This is a genomic window from Geodermatophilus sp. SMS 5-13 (assembly GCF_059428245.1).
This window is the reverse complement of the sequence record NZ_CP165729.1, coordinates 4,865,325-4,883,440: the sequence shown is the minus strand read 5'-3', so window position 1 is coordinate 4,883,440 and position 18,116 is coordinate 4,865,325. Positions and strand designations below refer to the sequence as shown.

General features: G+C 73.8%; 18 protein-coding genes. 14 read left to right on the top strand and 4 right to left on the bottom strand.

Annotation, left to right across the window (positions count from 1 at the left end):
• Positions 1-78: 78 nt before the first annotated feature.
• From AB3388_RS23540 to AB3388_RS23525, 4 genes are read left to right on the top strand one after another with little or no spacing between them, the layout of a single operon-like run.
• The gene (locus tag AB3388_RS23540) at positions 79-1,299 is read left to right on the top strand and encodes a cell division protein PerM (protein ID WP_495407747.1); all 1,221 of its coding nucleotides are present in this window, start codon (positions 79-81) and stop codon (positions 1,297-1,299) included.
• Positions 1,300-1,308: 9 nt separating this feature from the next.
• On the top strand, positions 1,309-1,920 hold the full coding sequence (purN, locus tag AB3388_RS23535; RefSeq protein ID WP_495407746.1) for a phosphoribosylglycinamide formyltransferase: 612 nt from the start codon (positions 1,309-1,311) through the stop codon (positions 1,918-1,920).
• Positions 1,917-3,470, top strand: a complete 1,554-nt coding sequence (gene purH / locus AB3388_RS23530; protein ID WP_495407745.1) for a bifunctional phosphoribosylaminoimidazolecarboxamide formyltransferase/IMP cyclohydrolase — start codon at positions 1,917-1,919, stop codon at positions 3,468-3,470. The genes purN and purH overlap by 4 nt, the downstream gene beginning before the upstream one ends.
• Positions 3,471-3,472: 2 nt before the next feature.
• The gene (locus tag AB3388_RS23525) at positions 3,473-4,105 is read left to right on the top strand and encodes a pentapeptide repeat-containing protein (RefSeq protein ID WP_495407744.1); all 633 of its coding nucleotides are present in this window, start codon (positions 3,473-3,475) and stop codon (positions 4,103-4,105) included.
• Between the two features lie 18 nt (positions 4,106-4,123).
• Here the strand turns inward: AB3388_RS23525 and AB3388_RS23520 are convergent, their stop codons facing one another.
• Positions 4,124-4,828 carry a hypothetical protein gene (locus AB3388_RS23520; protein WP_495407743.1) on the bottom strand — a complete coding sequence of 235 codons (705 nt, stop codon included), beginning with the start codon at positions 4,826-4,828 and terminating at the stop codon, positions 4,124-4,126.
• A gap of 101 nt (positions 4,829-4,929) precedes the next feature.
• On the opposite strand from AB3388_RS23520, the gene AB3388_RS23515 reads away from it, so the two are divergent.
• The 5 genes from AB3388_RS23515 (at position 4,930) to AB3388_RS23495 (ending at position 9,435) form a co-directional block, all read left to right on the top strand.
• The gene (locus AB3388_RS23515; RefSeq protein WP_495407742.1) at positions 4,930-5,799 is read left to right on the top strand and encodes a bifunctional methylenetetrahydrofolate dehydrogenase/methenyltetrahydrofolate cyclohydrolase; all 870 of its coding nucleotides are present in this window, start codon (positions 4,930-4,932) and stop codon (positions 5,797-5,799) included.
• Positions 5,799-6,098: a DUF3017 domain-containing protein gene (locus AB3388_RS23510; RefSeq protein WP_495407741.1), complete on the top strand. Its 300-nt coding sequence runs from the start codon at positions 5,799-5,801 to the stop codon at positions 6,096-6,098. The genes AB3388_RS23515 and AB3388_RS23510 overlap by 1 nt, the downstream gene beginning before the upstream one ends.
• A 78-nt stretch (positions 6,099-6,176) precedes the next feature.
• Positions 6,177-7,130: a malate dehydrogenase gene (gene mdh, locus AB3388_RS23505; protein WP_495407740.1), complete on the top strand. Its 954-nt coding sequence runs from the start codon at positions 6,177-6,179 to the stop codon at positions 7,128-7,130.
• Positions 7,131-7,167: 37 nt separating this feature from the next.
• The gene (locus AB3388_RS23500; protein ID WP_495407739.1) at positions 7,168-8,382 is read left to right on the top strand and encodes an NADP-dependent isocitrate dehydrogenase; all 1,215 of its coding nucleotides are present in this window, start codon (positions 7,168-7,170) and stop codon (positions 8,380-8,382) included.
• A 444-nt stretch (positions 8,383-8,826) separates the two neighbouring features.
• Positions 8,827-9,435 carry an endonuclease domain-containing protein gene (locus AB3388_RS23495; protein ID WP_495407738.1) on the top strand — a complete coding sequence of 203 codons (609 nt, stop codon included), beginning with the start codon at positions 8,827-8,829 and terminating at the stop codon, positions 9,433-9,435.
• 74 nt (positions 9,436-9,509) lie between these two features.
• Here the strand turns inward: AB3388_RS23495 and AB3388_RS23490 are convergent, their stop codons facing one another.
• Complete coding sequence (locus tag AB3388_RS23490) at positions 9,510-10,433, bottom strand: CAP domain-containing protein (protein WP_495407737.1); 924 nt, start codon at positions 10,431-10,433, stop codon at positions 9,510-9,512.
• 204 nt (positions 10,434-10,637) lie between these two features.
• Here AB3388_RS23490 and AB3388_RS23485 point away from each other — a divergent pair, with 204 nt between their 5' ends.
• Positions 10,638-11,969, top strand: coding sequence for a hemolysin family protein (locus AB3388_RS23485; protein ID WP_495407736.1), 1,332 nt, complete (start codon positions 10,638-10,640; stop codon positions 11,967-11,969).
• A 2-nt stretch (positions 11,970-11,971) separates the two neighbouring features.
• Here AB3388_RS23485 and galE read toward each other — a convergent pair whose 3' ends face one another.
• On the bottom strand, positions 11,972-12,925 hold the full coding sequence (galE, locus tag AB3388_RS23480; RefSeq protein ID WP_495407735.1) for a UDP-glucose 4-epimerase GalE: 954 nt from the start codon (positions 12,923-12,925) through the stop codon (positions 11,972-11,974).
• Between the two features lie 28 nt (positions 12,926-12,953).
• On the opposite strand from galE, the gene hisC reads away from it, so the two are divergent.
• The 4 genes from hisC to AB3388_RS23460 all read left to right on the top strand — a co-directional run bounded on the left by hisC (position 12,954) and on the right by AB3388_RS23460 (position 16,737).
• Positions 12,954-14,066: a histidinol-phosphate transaminase gene (gene hisC / locus AB3388_RS23475; protein WP_495407734.1), complete on the top strand. Its 1,113-nt coding sequence runs from the start codon at positions 12,954-12,956 to the stop codon at positions 14,064-14,066.
• 70 nt (positions 14,067-14,136) lie between these two features.
• A complete protein-coding gene (gene trpS, locus AB3388_RS23470; RefSeq protein WP_495407733.1) occupies positions 14,137-15,162 on the top strand; it encodes a tryptophan--tRNA ligase in 1,026 nt (341 codons plus the stop codon).
• Positions 15,159-15,728, top strand: coding sequence for a 2'-5' RNA ligase family protein (locus AB3388_RS23465; protein WP_495407732.1), 570 nt, complete (start codon positions 15,159-15,161; stop codon positions 15,726-15,728). Before trpS ends, AB3388_RS23465 begins: the two co-directional genes overlap by 4 nt.
• 55 nt (positions 15,729-15,783) lie before the next feature.
• Complete coding sequence (locus AB3388_RS23460) at positions 15,784-16,737, top strand: YihY/virulence factor BrkB family protein (RefSeq protein WP_495407730.1); 954 nt, start codon at positions 15,784-15,786, stop codon at positions 16,735-16,737.
• Here AB3388_RS23460 and AB3388_RS23455 read toward each other — a convergent pair.
• Entirely contained in the window at positions 16,670-17,947 is a 1,278-nt protein-coding gene (locus tag AB3388_RS23455; RefSeq protein ID WP_495407729.1) for a D-alanyl-D-alanine carboxypeptidase family protein, read from the bottom strand. The two genes, AB3388_RS23460 and AB3388_RS23455, sit on opposite strands and share 68 nt — an antisense overlap.
• Positions 17,948-18,116 lie beyond the last annotated feature (169 nt).

The following is an 18,116-nucleotide window of genomic DNA, read 5'->3' as shown; positions in this document are numbered from 1 at the left end:
CCGCCGGCGGTCGTCGCGTTCGGGGCTCTCCGGCGCGTGCGCCGACGATCCGGCGGACGGCCTTGGGACAGTGGACCCATGGCCGTTTCCTCCCCACGGGCCCTGCTCGCCCGGCTGCCCGGATCCGGGCGGGACGGCGGACCGCTCCTGGGCTGGGCGGGAGCCGCGGTGGCGGCGGTCTCGCTGGCCGGGCTGGTCGGCCTCGGTGTCGCGGTCGTCGTCGTCTCGACGCTCGACCCGTCCGGCGGGCTCTCCGTCGGCGGCTCGGCCGCGCTGGCCGGGCGGCTGTGGCTGCTGGCCAACGGCGCCGAGCTCGACCTGCCGTCCGGTCCGCTGCGGCTGGCCCCGCTGCTGCTGACCCTCGGCATCGCCTGGGGGCTCGCCCGCGCGGGCCGGTTCGCCGTCCACGTCTCCGGCGAGGTCCCCCCGCGCGCGGCGGCATGGGCGACGGCGGCGATGGTCGCCGTCCACACGGTGCTGACCGTGCTGCTGGGGCTGGTCCTCGACGAGCCCGACGCCGGCGTGGCGCTGCTGCGCACCGCGGCCGGCGCCGCCGTCCTCGCACTGATCGCCTGCGGCTGGGGGGTGCTGCGCGAGTCGGGCGGGCTGGACGCCCTGCTCGACTCCGCGCCCGGGGCGGTGCGCCCGCTGCTGCGCGCCGTCGTCGCCGGGGTGCTCACACTGCTGGCGCTGTGCCTGGCCGTCGTCGCCGTGGCGGTGGCCGACGACGCGAGCGGGTACGCCGCGCTGTCCGGCGGCCTCGGCGGCGCGGGTGCCGGCGCGCTCGGGCTGCTCGGCCTCGCGCTGCTGCTCCTGCCCAACGCCGCGGCCGCCGTCCTGGGGCTGGCCGCCGGCCCGGGCTTCCTCGTCGGCACCGGCACGCTGGTCTCGGTGCACGGCGTGACGCTCGCCGCCGTCCCGGCCCTGCCGCTGCTCGCCGCCCTGCCGGACACCCAGGCCGTGCCGCTGCTCGCCTTCGTCTCGCAGGCGGTGCCGGCCCTGGCCGGCCTGGTCACCGGCGCGGTGCTCGGCCGCCGGATGGGCCTGGACGACGGCGGCCCGGTGATCGCCGGCCTGTGGGGCGTGGCGGCCGGCGTCCTGCTGGGGCTGCTGAGCGCCGTCGGGGTCTGGGTGGCCGCGGGCTCCCTCGGCGACGGCGCCCTCGCCGAGGTCGGGGCGCCGGCGCTGGCGACCGGCATCGCGGTCGGAGCGCAGGCCGGGATCGCCGCCGCCGTCGCCGCGGCGGTGAGCCGGTGGCGGTCCCGGGCTGACGGCGGCGCGTCCGGACGGTCGCACTAGGGTCGGGGGGTGTCCGCACCCGAGCCCACCCCGCGGGCGCGCGTCGTCGTCCTGCTGTCGGGGACCGGCTCGCTGTGCGCCGCGCTGCTCGACGCCGCCGACGACCCCGGCTACCCGGCCGAGGTGGTCGCCGTCGGTGCCGACCGCGAGGCGCCCGGGCTGGAGCACGCCCTCCGCCGCGGCCTGCCGACCTTCGTGTGCGCGCTGGGGGAGCACCCCGACCGCGCCGCCTGGGACCGCGCGCTGGCCGCCGCCATCGCCGCGTTCGAGCCGAGCCTGGTGGTCTCCGCCGGCTTCATGAAGATCGTCGGGCCAGCCGTGCTGGACGCGTTCGGCGGCCGGCTGATCAACACCCATCCCGCGCTGCTGCCGGCCTTCCCCGGCGCGCACGCCGTCCGGGACGCGCTGGCCGCCGGGGTGGCGGTGACCGGCTCGACCGTGCACGTGGTCGACGCCGGGGTGGACACCGGCCCGGTGCTCGCCCAGCGCGAGGTCCCCGTCGAGCCCGGGGACGACGAGGCGAGCCTGCACGAACGCATCAAGACGGTGGAGCGCGAGCTCCTGGTGGAGACGGTGGCGCAGCTCGTCACCGCGAACGCGACGAGGGAGAACTCGCGATGACCGACCGCACGCCGATCCGTCGTGCGCTGCTGGGCGTCTACGACAAGAGCGGGATCGAGGAGCTCGCCCGCGGCCTCGCCGCCGCCGGCGTCGAGCTGGTGAGCACCGGCGCCACCGCCCGGCGGATCGCCGAGGCCGGCGTCCCGGTCACGCCGGTGGAGAAGGTGACCGGGTTCCCCGAGTGCCTCGACGGGCGGGTCAAGACGCTGCACCCCGCCGTCCACGCCGGGATCCTGGCCGACCGGCGCAAGGCCGAGCACAGCGCGCAGCTCGACGAGCTCGGCATCGCGCCGTTCGACCTCGTGGTGGTCAACCTCTACCCGTTCACCGAGACGGTGGCCTCGGGCGCGTCCCCCGACGAGTGCGTCGAGCAGATCGACATCGGCGGGCCGGCCATGGTCCGGGCCGCGGCGAAGAACCACCCGTCGGTCGCCGTCGTCGTCGACCCGGCCCGCTACGGCGACGTCCTGGCGGCGGTGGCCGAGGGCGGGTTCACCCTGGGCGAGCGGCAGCAGCTGGCCGCCGCGGCGTTCCGGCACACGGCGACCTACGACATCGCGGTCGCCTCGTGGATGGGCAACGTGCTCGCGCCGGACGACGACGGCACCGGCTTCCCCGGCTGGGTCGGGGCCACCTGGCAGCGGGCCGACGTGCTGCGCTACGGCGAGAACCCGCACCAGCGGGCGGCTCTCTACCGGGGTGAGCGGCCCGGGCTGGCGCATTCCGAGCAGCTGCACGGCAAGGCGATGTCCTACAACAACTACGTCGACACCGACGCCGCCTGGCGGGCCGCGCACGACCACAACGACCCGTGCGTGGCGATCATCAAGCACGCCAACCCGTGCGGGATCGCCGTCGGCTCCGACATCGCCTCGGCGCACCGCAAGGCGCACGCCTGCGACCCCGTCTCGGCGTTCGGCGGCGTCATCGCGGCCAACCGCGAGGTCGACCTGACGATGGCCGAGCAGGTCGCCGAGGTGTTCACCGAGGTCGTCGTCGCGCCGTCCTTCACCGCCGACGCGCTGCAGGTGCTGACGACGAAGAAGAACATCCGCATCCTGCGGCTGCCGCACGTGCCCGGGCCCGGTGCGGAGCTGCGCCCGGTCAGCGGCGGGCTGCTGCTGCAGACCATCGACCGCATCGACGCCTCCGGCGACGACCCGACCACGTGGACCCTCGTGGCCGGCGAGCCGGTGGACGCCGTGGAGCTGGACAACCTGGTGTTCGCCTGGCGCAGCGTCCGCGCGGTGAAGAGCAACGCGATCCTGCTCGCGCACGACAAGGCCACCGTCGGCGTCGGCATGGGCCAGGTCAACCGCGTGGACGCCGCCCGACTGGCCGTGGCGCGGGCGGGGGACCGGGCCGCCGGGGCGGTCGCGGCCTCCGACGCGTTCTTCCCGTTCGCCGACGGCCTGCAGGTGCTGCTCGAGGCGGGGGTGCGGGCCGTCGTCCAGCCCGGCGGGTCGGTGCGCGACGAGGAGGTCATCGCGGCGGCCACCGCGGCCGGCGTCCCGATGTACCTGACCGGCACCCGGCACTTCGCCCACTAGCGGTGCGGGGTACGCGACCGCACGTCCGCCCGCCCGAGGACGGCGCCGTCGTCGAGGGGGAGGACTTCGCCCGGGTCGAGTGGGACTGGGTGGAGCTCTCGAACGTCACGTTCACCCGCTGCCGGTTCGACGACGCGTCGCTGTCGGAGCTGGTCACCCGGCGCTGCGTCTTCGAGTCGTGCGTGCTCACGGGGGTGCTGCTCGGCGGGTCGCGGCACTCGGGCTCGGCGTTCCTGTCCTGCCGGTTCGACCGGGCCAAGCTCTTCGACGCCGTGTGGGACGGCTGCAAGCTGACCGGCTCGCAGTTCCCGGGCGCGGAGCTGCGGCCCATGACGTCGACCGACAGCGACTGGAGCTGGACGGCGCTGCGTGGCGCGGACCTCTCGGGGCTGGACTTCTCCGGTCAGCGGCTGCGCGAGGCCGACCTCACCGACGCGGACCTGCGCGAGTGCAACCTGGTCGGCGCCGACCTGGACAACGTCCGCGTGCAGGGCCTGAAGCTGCGCGGCGCGGACCTGCGCGGCGCCTCCACCGAGGCCGTCAACTGGCGGGCGCTCGACCTGCACGGCGTCCGGCTGGACCTCGTGCAGGCGGTCTCGTTCGCCCGCGCCCACGGCGCCCTGGTCGCGGAATAGCGCCCGGGCGCCGGAGGGTCAGGGCGTAGCCGGGGTCGTCGTCCTGGTCTTCGGGCCGGTGAGCAGGGCCTTGAGCGAGCCGAGCAGGCCGAGGACGCCGACGGCGATGGCGAAGTAGAAGCCGACGCCGAACTCGCCGAGGTCCCAGCCGTTGTCCGCCAGCGGGACGAGCACGCCGGCGGCGACGGCGATGCTGACCAGCAGCGCGAGCAGGCCGAGGAAGCGGTGGGCGCGCGCGGGGATCAGCATCAGCAGCCCGAGGACGAACAGCACCCCGCCGCCGAGGATCACCGCCAGCGGTTGCCAGAACCCGGAGCTGAACAGCTTCCCGATGCCGTCGTCGGCGATCGTGTCGAAGCCGAGCCGCAGGATGTCCCAGCCCCGGGTGTCGTCCCGCGGCAGCCAGGACAGCACCAGGCTCACCCCGGCCGCGATGCCGGCGAGGATCAGCAGGAGCGCCGCGACCGCGTCCGCCCGGCGGACCTTGACCGGCTGGGTCGAGTACTGCGGGGTCGTGTAGTAGTTCTCGCCCGTCCCGGCGTAGGCGGGGCCCGCTCCGGCGTAGCCGGGCGCCCCGGACCCCATGGGGGCCGAGCCGCCGACGACCGGGGTGATCCCCGGCGTCGTCTGCTCCCGCCACGACTCGTCGGCGGGGCGGGGCTGCTGCTCCTCCTGCGCGGACCGGCTCCCGGCCGGGTACGGGGTCTGCTCGCGCTCGCTCATCTGGCTCCTCCGGCGGGTCGGCGGGCGCGGGAAGTCGCCCACGAACACGAGCCTAGGGCCGACGGCGGTCCCGGTGAGTCGTCTCGGGCACACTGTCGGTCGTGCCCGCGACGATCCTGGACGGCAAGGCCACGGCAGCGGCGATCCGCACCGAGCTCACCGAGCGGGTCGCGGCGCTGACCGCGGCCGGTCACCGGCCGGGGCTCGGCACGCTGCTCGTCGGCGACGACCCGGGCAGCCGCTGGTACGTCGACGCCAAGCACAAGGACTGCGCCCAGGTCGGCATCGCCAGCATCCAGCGGGAGCTGCCGGCGACGGCGACGCAGGCCGACGTGCTGCACGTCGTCGCCGAGCTCAACGCCGACCCGGCCTGCACCGGCTACATCGTCCAGCTGCCGCTGCCGAAGCAGGTCGACGAGTACGCCGTCCTCGAGGCGATGGACCCGGCCAAGGACGCCGACGGCCTGCACCCGGTCAACCTCGGCCGCCTGGTGCTCAACGTCCCCGGCGCGCTGCCGTGCACCCCGGTCGGCATCGTCGAGCTGCTGCGCCGCCACGACGTGCCGATCGCCGGCGCGGAGGTCGTGGTCATCGGCCGCGGCATCACCGTGGGCCGCCCGCTCGGGCTGCTGCTCACCCGGCGCAGCGAGAACGCCACCGTGACCCTGTGCCACACCGGCACCCGCGACCTGGCCGCGCACGTCCGGGGCGCCGACATCGTGGTCGCGGCCGCGGGAGTTCCCGGCCTGATCACGAAGGACATCGTCAAGCCCGGCGCCGCCGTCCTCGACGTCGGCGTCAGCCGGGTCGACGGCAAGATCGCCGGGGACGTCGCCCTCGACGTCGTGGACGTCGCCGGCCACGTGGCCCCCAACCCCGGCGGCGTCGGGCCGATGACCCGCGCGATGCTGCTGGCCAACGTCGTGGCCGCGGCGGAGCAGGCCGCGGCCGTCGAGGTCCTCTCGGCCTGATGTCGCAGCCGCCGCTCTACACCCGCCGGCCGTTCCTGGCCGGCCTGATCCGCCAGCTGCCGCTGCTCGTGGTGCTGATCGCGGTCGGCGTGGGGCTGCTGATGGTCACCTTCGAGCACTGGCGCATGGGCCTGGTCGTCGCCGGGCTGGCGCTGGTCGGGGGAGCGGTGCTGCGGCTGCTGCTGCCGGTCCGGCGGGTGGGGTTCCTCGCCGTCCGGAGCCGGCCGGTCGACGTCCTGCTGCTGGCGGGGACCGGGCTGGCGCTGGCGATCATCGCGCTCGCGATCCCCGCTGTCTGACCCCGTCACGGTCGCCCGCGGCAGGGGCCCTCCGACCCGCTCAGGCGCGTGGCGGGCCCCGGCGCTAGGTTGAGGGCCATGGCAGAGAAGTCCCGGTCGGGCAAGGTCACCGTCGTCGGCGCCGGTTTCTACGGGTCCACCACGGCTCTGCGGCTCGCCGAGTACGACATCTTCGAGACCGTCGTCCTCACCGACATCGTGGAGGGCAAGCCGGAGGGCATCGCCCTCGACATGAACCAGTCGCGGCCGATCGAGGGCTTCGAGACCAAGATCGTCGGCGTCGGCGGCGGCTCCTACGAGGGCACCGAGAACTCCGACGTCGTCGTCATCACCGCGGGTCTCCCGCGCAAGCCCGGCATGAGCCGGATGGACCTCATCGAGACCAACGCGAAGATCGTCCGGCAGGTCGCGGAGAACATCGCCCGGACCTCGCCCGACGCGGTGATCATCGTCGTCTCCAACCCGCTCGACGAGATGACCGCGCTGGCGCAGCTGGCCACCGGCTTCCCGAAGAACCGGGTGATGGGCCAAGCGGGCATGCTCGACACCGCGCGTTTCACCAACAACGTCGCCGAGGAGCTCGGTGTCCCAGTCGGCTCGGTGCAGACCCTGACCCTCGGCTCGCACGGCGACACGATGGTGCCGGTCCCGTCGCGGTGCACCGTCGACGGCAAGCCGCTGGCCGACGTGCTGCCCCAGGACCGCATCGACCACCTGGTCGAGCGCACCCGCAACGGCGGGGCCGAGGTGGTCGCGCTGCTGAAGACCGGGTCGGCGTACTACGCCCCCTCCGCCGCGGCGGCCCGCATGGCCCGCGCGGTCATGGAGGACTCGGGCGCCGTCATGCCGGTCTGCGCATGGGTGGACGGCGAGTACGGGATCTCCGGGGTGTACCTCGGCGTCGAGGCCGAGATCGGCCGCGAAGGCGTGCGCCGCGTGGTCGAGGGCGATCTGACCGAGAGCGAGCTGGCCGGGCTGCGCGAAGCCGCCGAGGCCGTCCGGGCCAAGCAGGCTGACGTAGCCGACCTCTGACCGCACCGGTCAGAGCTGCAGAGAGGGAACAACCAGCGTGAGCAAGATCAAGGTCGAGGGCACCGTCGTCGAACTCGACGGCGACGAGATGACCCGGATCATCTGGCAGTTCATCAAGGACCAGCTGATCCTCCCGTACCTCGACGTGAACCTCGAGTACTACGACCTGGGCATCGAGAAGCGCGACGAGACCGACGACCAGATCACCATCGACGCCGCCAATGCGATCAAGAAGCACGGCGTGGGCGTCAAGTGCGCCACGATCACGCCCGACGAGGCCCGCGTCGAGGAGTTCGGCCTGAAGAAGATGTGGCGGTCCCCGAACGGGACGATCCGCAACATCCTCGGCGGCGTGATCTTCCGCGAGCCGATCATCATGTCCAACGTGCCGCGGCTGGTGCCGGGCTGGACCAAGCCGATCGTCGTCGGCCGCCACGCGTTCGGTGACCAGTACCGCGCGACCGACTTCAAGTTCCCGGGCGAGGGCACGCTGACGATCAGCTTCCAGCCCAAGGACGGCGGCGAGCCGATCCAGCACGAGGTGTTCCAGTCGCCCGGCGGCGGCGTCGCGATGGCGATGTACAACCTCGACGACTCGATCCGCGACTTCGCGCGGGCCTCGATGAACTACGGCCTGCAGCGCAACTACCCGGTCTACCTCTCGACCAAGAACACGATCCTCAAGGCCTACGACGGCCGGTTCAAGGACCTGTTCCAGGAGGTCTTCGAGACCGAGTTCAAGGACAAGTTCGAGTCCGCCGGCATCACCTACGAGCACCGGCTGATCGACGACATGGTCGCGGCGTCCCTCAAGTGGGAGGGCGGCTACGTCTGGGCGTGCAAGAACTACGACGGCGACGTCCAGTCCGACACCGTGGCCCAGGGCTTCGGCTCGCTGGGCCTGATGACGTCGGTGCTGATGAGCCCCGACGGCCGCACCGTCGAGGCCGAGGCCGCGCACGGCACGGTCACTCGGCACTATCGCCAGCACCAGCAGGGCAAGGAGACGTCGACCAACCCGATCGCGTCGATCTTCGCCTGGACCCGGGGCCTGGCCCACCGCGGCAAGCTCGACAAGACCCCCGAGGTCACGCGCTTCGCGGAGACGCTCGAGAAGGTCTGCATCGACACCGTCGAGAGCGGTCAGATGACCAAGGACCTCGCGCTGCTGATCAGCCGCGACCAGGCCTGGCTCAACACCCAGGACTTCCTCTCGGCGATCGACAGCAACCTGAAGAAGGCCATGGCCTGAGACTCGGCACGCTGACGACGGCCCCTCGCCCGACCGGGCGGGGGGCCGTCGTGCGTGATCACCTCGGGTCCAGCGTTGCCTCAGCGCTCCTGAGGCAACGCTGGACCCGAGGTGATCACCGTCCTGTGGACAGCGACAGCGCAGAGGGGCACTCTCCCGGCACGCTTCCGCGGTGCCCGTGCCCCCTCAGCGCCCCTCGCTCCTGCGCGGGCGCGTCTTCCGGGGCACCTGGGCGGTGCGCGCAGGGGTCCTCACCGAGCAGCAGCTGCGCAGCCGCGCCTGGCGGCGGTTGCGTCGTGACGTGTACGCCGACGTGGCGCTGCCGGTCGACCACCGGCTGATGGCGCGAGGCGTGAGCCTGGTGATGCCGCGCAACGCGGCGATGGGCGGGCGGACGGCGGCGGTGCTCTGGGGCCTCGCTGATCTCGCCAGGCCGAGGAGCCCGTGGAGGTCGTCGTCCCGCCGGGCACCCGGTGGACGCCCGGCCCTGGTGTCGTCGTACGCAGCGCCGCGCTCGACGGCGACGTCGTCCGCGACGGACGGGGAATGCGCTGGACCGACCGCGTCCGCACGGCCGTGGACCTGATCCGGTGCGACGAGGCTGACGAATCCGTCGTGCTGCTCGACCGTCTCGTGAACGCACGCGTTGTCGACCTCGCCGACGTCCGTGCCGCGGTGCAGGCGCTGCCGCGGTGCAGGGGCAGCGCGGTCGCGCGACGCACCGCGGCCCTGGCCGACGGGCTGGCGGAGTCACCGCCGGAGACGCGCCTGCGACTGCTGTTGCACCGCTCCGGACTTCCCGTACCGATCGCCCAGTATCAGGTGCGTGTAGGTGGGCGGTTCGTCGCCAAGGTCGACTTCGCCTGGCCGGAGTACCAGCTCGCCGTCGAGTACGACGGTGTCTGGCACGGCGATCCGGATCAGTTCCCGAAGGACCGCCGGCGGCTCAACCGCTTGTCGGCGGTCGACTGGCGGGTCCACTTCGTGACGAAGGAAGACCTGCGCCGGCCCCATGCGCTCCTCGCGGAGCTCTCCCGGGCCCTCCCTCTGTGATCACCTCGGGTCCACCGTTGTCTCAGGGGCGGTGAGGCAACGGTGGACCCGAAGTGATCATGAAGTGCGACGGATCAGGCGAAGTCCTGGGTCCACCAGGGGCCGCCGGGGCCGTAGGCGACGCCGATGCCGATCCGCGAGTAGGAGCAGTTGAGGATGTTCGCCCGGTGGCCGGGGCTGTTCATCCAGTCGCTCATCACGGCCGCGGCGTCGCCCTGGCCGTAGGCGATGTTCTCGGCCATCACGGTCACGCCGGCGCGGTCACCGCGGTCGAACGGCGAGAGGCCGTCGGGGTCGTCGTGCGAGAAGAAGCCCCGGTCGCGCATGTCGGCGCTGAACGCCCGGGCGAGGCCGGCCAGGCCGTCGTCGGCCACGAGGGCGCCGCAGCCGGCGGCCGCGCGCTCCTGGTTCACCAGCGCGAGCACCTGCCCCTCGGCGCTGAGGTCCGCGGGCGCAGCCGGGGCCGCCGGCGCAGCAGCAGCAGCAGCAGCAGCCGCGGGCGCGGGAGCCGGTGCCGGCGCAGGAGCCGACTCGCTGGTCTCCGGGGCCGCCGCGGCCGGGGACGACGAGGTCGTGGTCTTCTCCGTCGTCTCCGGAGCCGCCTCGATGGCGGAGTCGGAGGCCGAAGGGACGTCGGCCGCGGGCACCTCGGTCGTGCTCTCCGGCGCGGCACCCGTGGTCTCGGGCGAGGTCTCCGTGGCGGGGGCCCCGTCCACGCCCATCCGCACCACACCCGAGCGCTCGCCGCCGCCGGTCCGCGACTCCCCGGACGACGAGGCCGCCGAGGCGTCCAGGCCGACGGTCGTGTCATCGGCGCTCGTGATGGCCGGGGCGAACGCCGGGATCGACAGCGCGATGCCGGCGACGACGCCGCAGACGAGCACGACCGGCGCGATCCGCCCGCGCAGCCGCAGGGAACGCGGCAGGTGGAAGGCCCAACGGGAGAGTGCCGCGGTGAGTCGCGCGAAGAGCGAGGGGCCGCTGGGCGAGTGGTGCACGGGAAGATCCTCACGAGCTGCTAGATCACGGATCGTTACTTTGTCGAGACTAGCCGTATCCGTGGCGTTACGGGGAGTCAGGAGTGAGGCAATTCACATTTCGCCCCGGTGAGTTGCGTCATCGGACCCGTGGTGGGCAGCGCCACCGACTGCGGGCAGCATGGAGGGGGTCCGCACCACCTGAACCCGAGGAGCGCGCCGCCGGTGAGCGACGTCTGGCTCAACATCATCATGGTCGTCGTCTTCGTCCTGATCGGCGGCGCCTTCTCCGGGGCGGAGATCGCCCTGGTCTCGCTCCGGGAGTCACAGGTCCGCTCCCTCTCGGAGAGGGGACGCCGCGGGCAGGCCCTGCAGCGGCTGCTCAGCGACCCGAACCGCTTCCTCGCCGCCGTCCAGGTCGGCGTCACGGTCGCCGGCTTCTTCTCCGCGGCCTTCGGCGCGAGCACCCTGTCGCGGCCGGTCGCCGACTGGCTGGTCGGCCTCGGCGTGAGCGACGGCCTCGCCGGCACCCTCGGCCTGGTCATCGTCACGATCGGGATCAGCTACCTGTCCCTCGTGGTCGGCGAGCTGACGCCCAAGCGGCTGGCCCTGCAGCGGGCCGAGGGCTTCTCGCTGATCGTGGCCTCGCCGCTCAACACGATCGCCAAGCTGTTCCGGCCGATCGTCTGGCTGCTGTCGAAGTCCACCGACCTGCTGGTCCGGCTGCTCGGCGGTGACCCGAAGCGGAGCGGTGAGTCGATCAGCCAGGAGGAGCTGCGCGACCTGGTGGCCGCGCACGAGTCGCTCACCAGCGACGAGCGCCGGCTCATCGACGAGGTCTTCCGGGCCGGCGACCGCGAGGTCCGCGAGGTCATGACCCCGCGCACCGAGGTCACCTTCCTCGAGGCGGGTATGACCGCCAGCCGTGCGGCCAAGCTGGTCGCCGAGCAGAACTGGTCGCGCTACCCGGTGGTCGGCCGCGACGAGGACGACGTCGTCGGCTTCGTGCACGTGCGAGACCTGTTCCTGCCCAACCACCCCGCCGGGCGCGCGGCGACGGTCGGCGACCTCGCCCGTGAGGTCAAGCGCCTGCCCGGCACGGCCGGCGTCCTCACCGCGCTCTCCGAGATGCGACGGGAGAACCACCACCTGGCCATCGTCATCGACGAGTACGGCGGCACCGACGGCATCGTCACCCTCGAGGACCTCATCGAGGAGGTCATCGGGGAGATCTACGACGAGTACGACGCGGAGGTCACCCCCGAGGACGACGGCCGCGCCGACGGCCCGCGCGAGGTCGACGGGCTGCTCAACCTCGACGACTTCACCGAGGCGACCGGACTGCAGCTGCCCGAGGGCCCGTACGAGACGGTCGCCGGCTACGTGCTCGCCGAGCTGGGCCGGCTGCCCGAGGTCGGCGACAGCGTGGAGGTCGAGGGCCGCACGCTCACCGTCCTGGAGCTCGACGGACGGCGGATCGCCCGGCTCGAGGTCAGCCGCCCGGCGTCGGGCAGCGGGGACGGCGCCGAGGTCGAGAGCGGCGCCGCGGCCGGCTGAGGTCAGCGGGCCCGCGCGACCTCCCAGGCGTCGCGGACGATCCCGGTCAGGTCCGCGTGCTGCGGCGTCCAGCCCAGGTCCGCGCGGATCCGCTCGCTGGAGGCGACCAGCTGCGCCGGGTCGCCGGACCGGCGGGCGCCGACCTCGACCGGCACCGGGTGCCCGGTGACCCGGCGGACGGCGTCGACCACCTCCTGCACCGAGAAGCCGGTGCCGTTGCCGAGGTTGTAGATCCGGTGCTCGCCCTCGGCCGGCGCCGGCAGGGCCAGCAGGTGCGCGTCGGCGAGGTCGGCGACGTGGATGTAGTCGCGGATGCAGGTGCCGTCGGGGGTCGGGTAGTCCTCGCCGTAGACGGTGAGGTGCGCCCGCTGCCCGGCCGCGACCTGCAGCGCGATCGGGATGAGGTGGGTCTCGGTGGTGTGCCGCTCGCCCAGGCCGTAGGCGGCGCCGGCCACGTTGAAGTAGCGCAGGCTCACCGCGGCGAACCCGTGCGCCACCGCGTACGAGGTCAGCATCGCGTCGACGGCGAGTTTCGTCGCCCCGTAGGTGTTGGTCGGCCGCGTGGGGGCGTCCTCCCGGATCGGCACCTGCTCCGGCTCGCCGTAGGTCGCCGCGGTGGAGGAGAAGACGATCCGGCGGCAGCCGGCGGCGCGCATCGCCTCGAGCAGCGCCAGCGAGCCGCCGACGTTGACGTGCCAGTACTCCTCGGGCGTCTGCTGCGAGGCCCCGACGAGGCTCTTGGCCGCGAAGTGCAGCACCGCCTCGGGCCGGACCTCGGCGAGCACGGGCGCCGAGTCGTGCAGCGAGGCCTCGACGAACCGCGCCCCGGACGGGACGGCGTCGGCGTGCCCGGTCGAGAGGTCGTCGAGGACGGTCACCTCGTGCCCGCCCGCCAGCAGGGCGGCCGTGACTACGCTGCCGATGTAGCCGGCTCCGCCGGCGACGAGTACGCGCATGGGGCCAACCCTAGGGAGGACGGACGTCGTGGTCTCCGCACGCCCCGCCGTGCAGGCGCTGCCTGCCTACAAGCCGGGACGCAACCCCGCCGACGTCGCCCGCGAGATCGGGGTGGAGCGCGCGGTCAAGCTGGCCAGCAACGAGACCCCGTTCCCGCCGCTGCCCGCCGTCCTCGAGGCGGTGGCGAGCGCCATGGCCGAGACCAACCGCTACCCGGACAACGGCGCCCTCGTCCTGACCCGGGCCCTCGCGGAGCACTACGGCGTCGACCCGGCGCAGGTCGTCGCCGGCTGCGGCGGGGTGTCGCTCTGCCAGCAGCTGGCGCAGTCGTTCAACGACCCCGGCACGAGCATGGCCTTCGCCTGGCGGTCGTTCGAGATGTACCCGCTCATGGCCCAGGTCGTCGGCGCGCGCAGCATCCCCGTGCCGCTCAGGGCGGCCCGGCCCGGTGGCCCGGCCGACACCCACGACCTCGAGGCGCTGGCCGCGGCGGTCGACGACACCACCCGGCTGGTCTGGGTGTGCAACCCGAACAACCCCACCGGGACGGCGGTCCGCCGCCCCGAGCTGGAGCGGTTCCTCGACGCCGTCCCCGAGCAGACCCTCGTCGTCCTCGACGAGGCCTACCGCGAGTTCGTCACCGACCCCGACGTCCCCGACGGCCTGGAGCTGATGCGCGGGCGGCCCAACGTGGCGGTGCTGCGCACCTTCTCCAAGGCCTACTCGCTGGCCGGGCTGCGGGTCGGCTACGTGATCGCCGAGGACCCCGCCGTCGCCGCGGCCCTGCGCAAGACGCACGTGCCCTTCAGCGTCTCCATCCCCGCCCAGGCCGCCGCGGTGGCCGCGCTGGGCTGCCAGGAGGAGGTCCGGCGTCGCTGCGCCGCCGTCGTCGCCGAGCGCGACCGGCTCACCGCCGCGCTGCGCGAGCGCGGCTTCGACGTCCCGGACAGCCAGGCCAACTTCGTCTGGCTGCCGGTGGGGGAGCGGACCGCCGAGCTCGCCGCGGCCCTGGAGGGCCGGGCGGTCATCACCCGCCCGTACGGCGAGGACGGCATCCGCGTCACGGTCGGCACCCCCGAGGAGGACGACGTCTTCCTCGCGGCCCTGGACGAGGTGCGCTCGGGCGCACGCGTGGCCTGAGGTTCGGCGTGGCCGATCGACGCCCCGAAACGGGGGAGTCGGAGCAGAAGGCCGCGGGGCGGCTGGTTTGATGGCCTCCGTGCCTCTTCCCCGTGTCCTCTCCGGCATCCAGCCGACGGCGGGTTCCTTCCACCTCGGCAACTACCTGGGTGCGCTGCGGCACTGGGTGAGCCTGCAGGAGACCAGGGAAGCGTTCTACTGCGTCGTCGACCTGCACGCGATCACGTTGCCGCAGGACCCGGCGGAGCTGCGCCGCAACACCCTCGTCTCGGCCGCCCAGCTGCTCGCGCTCGGCGTCGACCCCGACCGCTCCGCGCTGTTCGTGCAGAGCCACGTGCCGGAGCACGTGCGGCTGTCGTGGGTGCTCGAGTGCCTCACCGGGTTCGGCGAGGCCAGCCGGATGACGCAGTTCAAGGACAAGAGCCAGCGGGAGGGCACCGGGGCGGCCTCGGTCGGGCTGTTCACCTACCCGGTGCTGCAGGCCGCCGACATCCTCGTCTACCAGGCCGACGAGGTGCCGGTCGGCGAGGACCAGCGGCAGCACCTGGAGCTGACCCGCGACCTCGCGACCCGGTTCAACAGCCGCTTCGGCCAGACGTTCACGCTGCCCCAGCCGCGCATCCCCGAGGGTGCGGCGAAGATCGTCGACCTGCAGGCGCCGGACAAGAAGATGAGCAAGAGCCTGCCGCCGGCCGGCTGCGTGTTCCTGCTCGACGACGCCGCGGTCACCGCGAAGAAGATCCGGTCCGCGGTCACCGACACCGGCCGCGAGGTGGTCTTCGACCCCGAGGCCAAGGCCGGCGTCAGCAACCTGCTGACCATCCACAGCGCGCTGTCCGGGCGCAGCATCGCCGAGCTCGAGGTGCAGTTCGAGGGCCGCGGCTACGGCGATCTCAAGAAGGAGGTCGCGGAGGTGGTCACCGGGGCGCTGGAGCCGATCCGCGCGCGCACGCAGGAGCTGCTCGACGACCCCGCCGAGCTCGAGCGGGTGCTGGCCGCCGGCGCCGCCCGGGCCCGCGAGGTCGCCGCGCGGACCGTGGCGGAGGCCTACGAGCGGGTCGGCTTCCTGCCCCCGGCGCCGGAGAGCCGTCCGTGAACGACGACACCTTCGTCCCACGCAGCCGCAAGCCCGCCCCGCAGACCACGGTCCTCGGGGTCGTCGTCCCCATCCCGGAGCCCTGGTCGCAGCTGTTCGTCGACTGGCGGGCCAAGGTCGGTGACCCGCAGGCCAGCCTGGTGCCCCCGCACGTCACCCTGCTCCCGCCGACCGAGGTGCCGGCCGGGGAGCGGTTGGCGATCAGCGCGCACCTGGCCGCGGTCGCCCGGGCGCACCCGACGTTCGAGATGCACCTGTCGGGCACCGGCACGTTCAGCCCGGTGTCCGACGTCGTCTTCGTCGCCGTGGCCCGCGGGATCGGCAACTGCGAGCTGCTGGCCAACGACGTCCGCAGCGGCCCGCTCGCCCGCTCGCTGTCCTTCCCGTACCACCCGCACGTCACCGTCGCCCACGACGTGCCGGCAGACATGCTGGAGCTGGCCTACACCGGCCTCTCCGACCTCTCCGCCGAGTTCCGGGTGCGGCACTTCACCGAGTACGAGCAGACCGCCGACGGAGCGTGGGCGATCGCCCGCGAGTACCCCCTCACCGGCACGCCGCTCTGAACCGCCGCACCGGAAGGACGCGCGCGCCCGCGGGGGAGGGCCCAGACTCGGCCGGGTGACCAGCGCCCCGCCCGACCGCGCCCAGCGGTCCCTGGGACGGCGGGTCGCGGACGTCCCGAGCCGGGTCCAGCGGATCGCCGCCCGGCTGCGGCGACGCTGGCCCTGGATCGACCACCTGGCCCGCGCCGGCGGCCGCTACCAGCGCCGGCAGGGCGAGATCATGGCCGCCGGCGTCACGTACTACGCCTTCCTCGGCCTGTTCCCGGTGCTGCTGCTCGCTGCCGCGATCGCCGGGTTCGTGCTGTCCGGCAACGAGGTCCTGCAGCAGGAGCTGTTCGACGCGATCCGCGAGGCGGTGCCCGGCTCCACCGGCGACTGGCTGGTCGACCAGGTCACCGACGCGATCAACTCGGCCGGCGTGGTCGGGGTGATCGGGCTGGTCGGTTTCCTCTACGCCGGCCTGCGCACGATGGACAAGCTGCGCATCGGCATGGAGAACATCTGGAAGGGCTCGGTCGACAAGCCGGAGTTCCTGCGCGACAACCTGCAGGACCTGCTCGCCCTCCTGGCGCTGGGCGCCGCGGGACTGCTGAGCATCGGGCTCACCGGGTTCGTCACCCAGGCGACCGGGCGGGTGCTGGCGTTCCTGGGGCTGGACGACGCCCCGGGCTACGGGCTGCTCACCTGGCTGGTCGGCATCACGCTCGCGCTCGCCGGCGACACGATCGTCTTCCTGTGGCTGCTGCGCGTCGTGCCGTCGGTGTCGCACCCGCTGCGCCGGCTGTTGCCGGGGGCGCTGTTCGGGGCGGTCGGCCTCGAGGCGCTCAAGCTGGTCGGCGGCTTCTACCTGTCGCTGATCAGCACCAGCGTCACCGCGTCGGCGTTCGGCGGCGCCGTCGGCATCCTCGTCTGGATCAACGTGGTGGCGCGGTTCGCCTTCTTCACCGCCGCGTGGACGGCGTCGTCGCCCGCCGTCGAGGCCGCGCCCGACGGCGGACGCCGACGGTGAGGCCCAGCGCCGCGACCAGCAGCACCGCGGCCCCGGCCGCGACCCAGCCCAGCGAGAGCGAGGACGACGCCGCCGCGGGCGCGGCCGCGGTCGGCCCGGCGGGTGCGGTCGACCCGACCGGGGTCGACGACGTCGCCGTTGCCGTCGCCGGGACCTCGCCGGGCTCCACCAGCCGGCCGACGCCCTTCGTGCCGGCCGGGACGCTGAACCCCCAGTCCAGCAGGCGGGCCGCCTGGTCGGCCTCGCGCACCGGCCGGCGCTCGGTCTGCATGACGCTGACCACGATCCGCCGTCCGTCGCGCTCGGCCGCGGCGACGAAGGTGTGCCGGGCGGCGTCGGTGAAGCCGCTCTTCCCGCCCAGGATGCCCGGGTAGGTGGTCAGCAGCGGGTTCTGGCTCTGGATCTGGAAGCCGGGGCGGTCGGCCACCGCCGGCATGTCCGCGAGCGTGGTCTGCAGGATCGCCTCCGTCGTCGGGTCGGCGACGAGCTGCCGGAAGATCAGCGCCAGGTCGTAGGGGGACGACGACTGCCCCGCGACGTCCAGCCCGGACGGCGTCCCCGCGACCGTGTCGTAGGCGCCGATCCGCTCTGCCGTCTCGTTCATCGCCGCCACGGTCTCCGGCACGCCCCCCGCGGCCCGGGCCAGCGCGTTCGCCGCGTCGTTGCCCGACTGCATCATCAGCGCCCGGAACAGCAGCGACACCGGGTAGCGGCCGCCCTGGACGATGCCCACCCGGCTGCCCTCGATGTTCTCGTCCTCCGTCGTCCCGTCGACCACGAGGTCCGGCGGCAGCACCGGCGAGAGGGTGAGCAGGGTCAGGGTCTTCAGCGTGCTCGCGGGGTAGTAGCGGCCGTGCGGGTCCCGTGCCGCGAGCACCGCCCCGCTGCCTGCGTCGGCCACCAGCCAGCCGGCCGCGCCGATGCCGTCGGGCAGTGGCGGGGTGCCGTCGGCGACCACGAGCCCGCGGGTGTCGAGCTCCTCGCCGCCGACCGTGCTGCCGTCGGGGGCGCTGCCCTGCGGCGGCGGGCCGGCCGGTGGCGCGGTGGGCGTCGGCGCCGCGAGGTCGACGGTCGGCCGGGCCGGGGGCGTCGAGGGCGCGGCGGCGGCCCGCGGCGTCCCGGTGACCACCAGCGCCGCCAGGACGGCCAGGACGGCGATCAGCCGGATCGGCGCCGGTAGCGGTCGGGCGGACGGGCCTGGGCTGGGCACGCCTCGCACGCTAGCCCCGACGCCCCGACGCGCGGTTGCTGAACGGCTGCGTCGCAGGTCGGCGGCCGACTGTGAGCGCGCTTAACGATCGGGTCTCGGTCCTCGTCCGAGACTCCGGGGCGACGCCGGGCGCGGCTAGCGTCGCCCCCGACGTGCCGCCTCCGCGGCC

Excerpts from the sequence above, each read along its gene's own strand:
- trpS (WP_495407733.1), top strand. The coding sequence starts at position 14,137 with ATGGCCTCCGTGCCTCTTCCCCGTGTCCTCTCCGGCATCCAGCCGACG.
- galE (WP_495407735.1), bottom strand. The coding sequence starts at position 12,925 with ATGCGCGTACTCGTCGCCGGCGGAGCCGGCTACATCGGCAGCGTAGTC.
- AB3388_RS23510 (WP_495407741.1), top strand. The coding sequence starts at position 5,799 with ATGTCGCAGCCGCCGCTCTACACCCGCCGGCCGTTCCTGGCCGGCCTG.
- AB3388_RS23520 (WP_495407743.1), bottom strand. The coding sequence starts at position 4,828 with ATGAGCGAGCGCGAGCAGACCCCGTACCCGGCCGGGAGCCGGTCCGCG.
- purH (WP_495407745.1), top strand. The coding sequence starts at position 1,917 with ATGACCGACCGCACGCCGATCCGTCGTGCGCTGCTGGGCGTCTACGAC.
- mdh (WP_495407740.1), top strand. The coding sequence starts at position 6,177 with ATGGCAGAGAAGTCCCGGTCGGGCAAGGTCACCGTCGTCGGCGCCGGT.
- AB3388_RS23540 (WP_495407747.1), top strand. The coding sequence starts at position 79 with ATGGCCGTTTCCTCCCCACGGGCCCTGCTCGCCCGGCTGCCCGGATCC.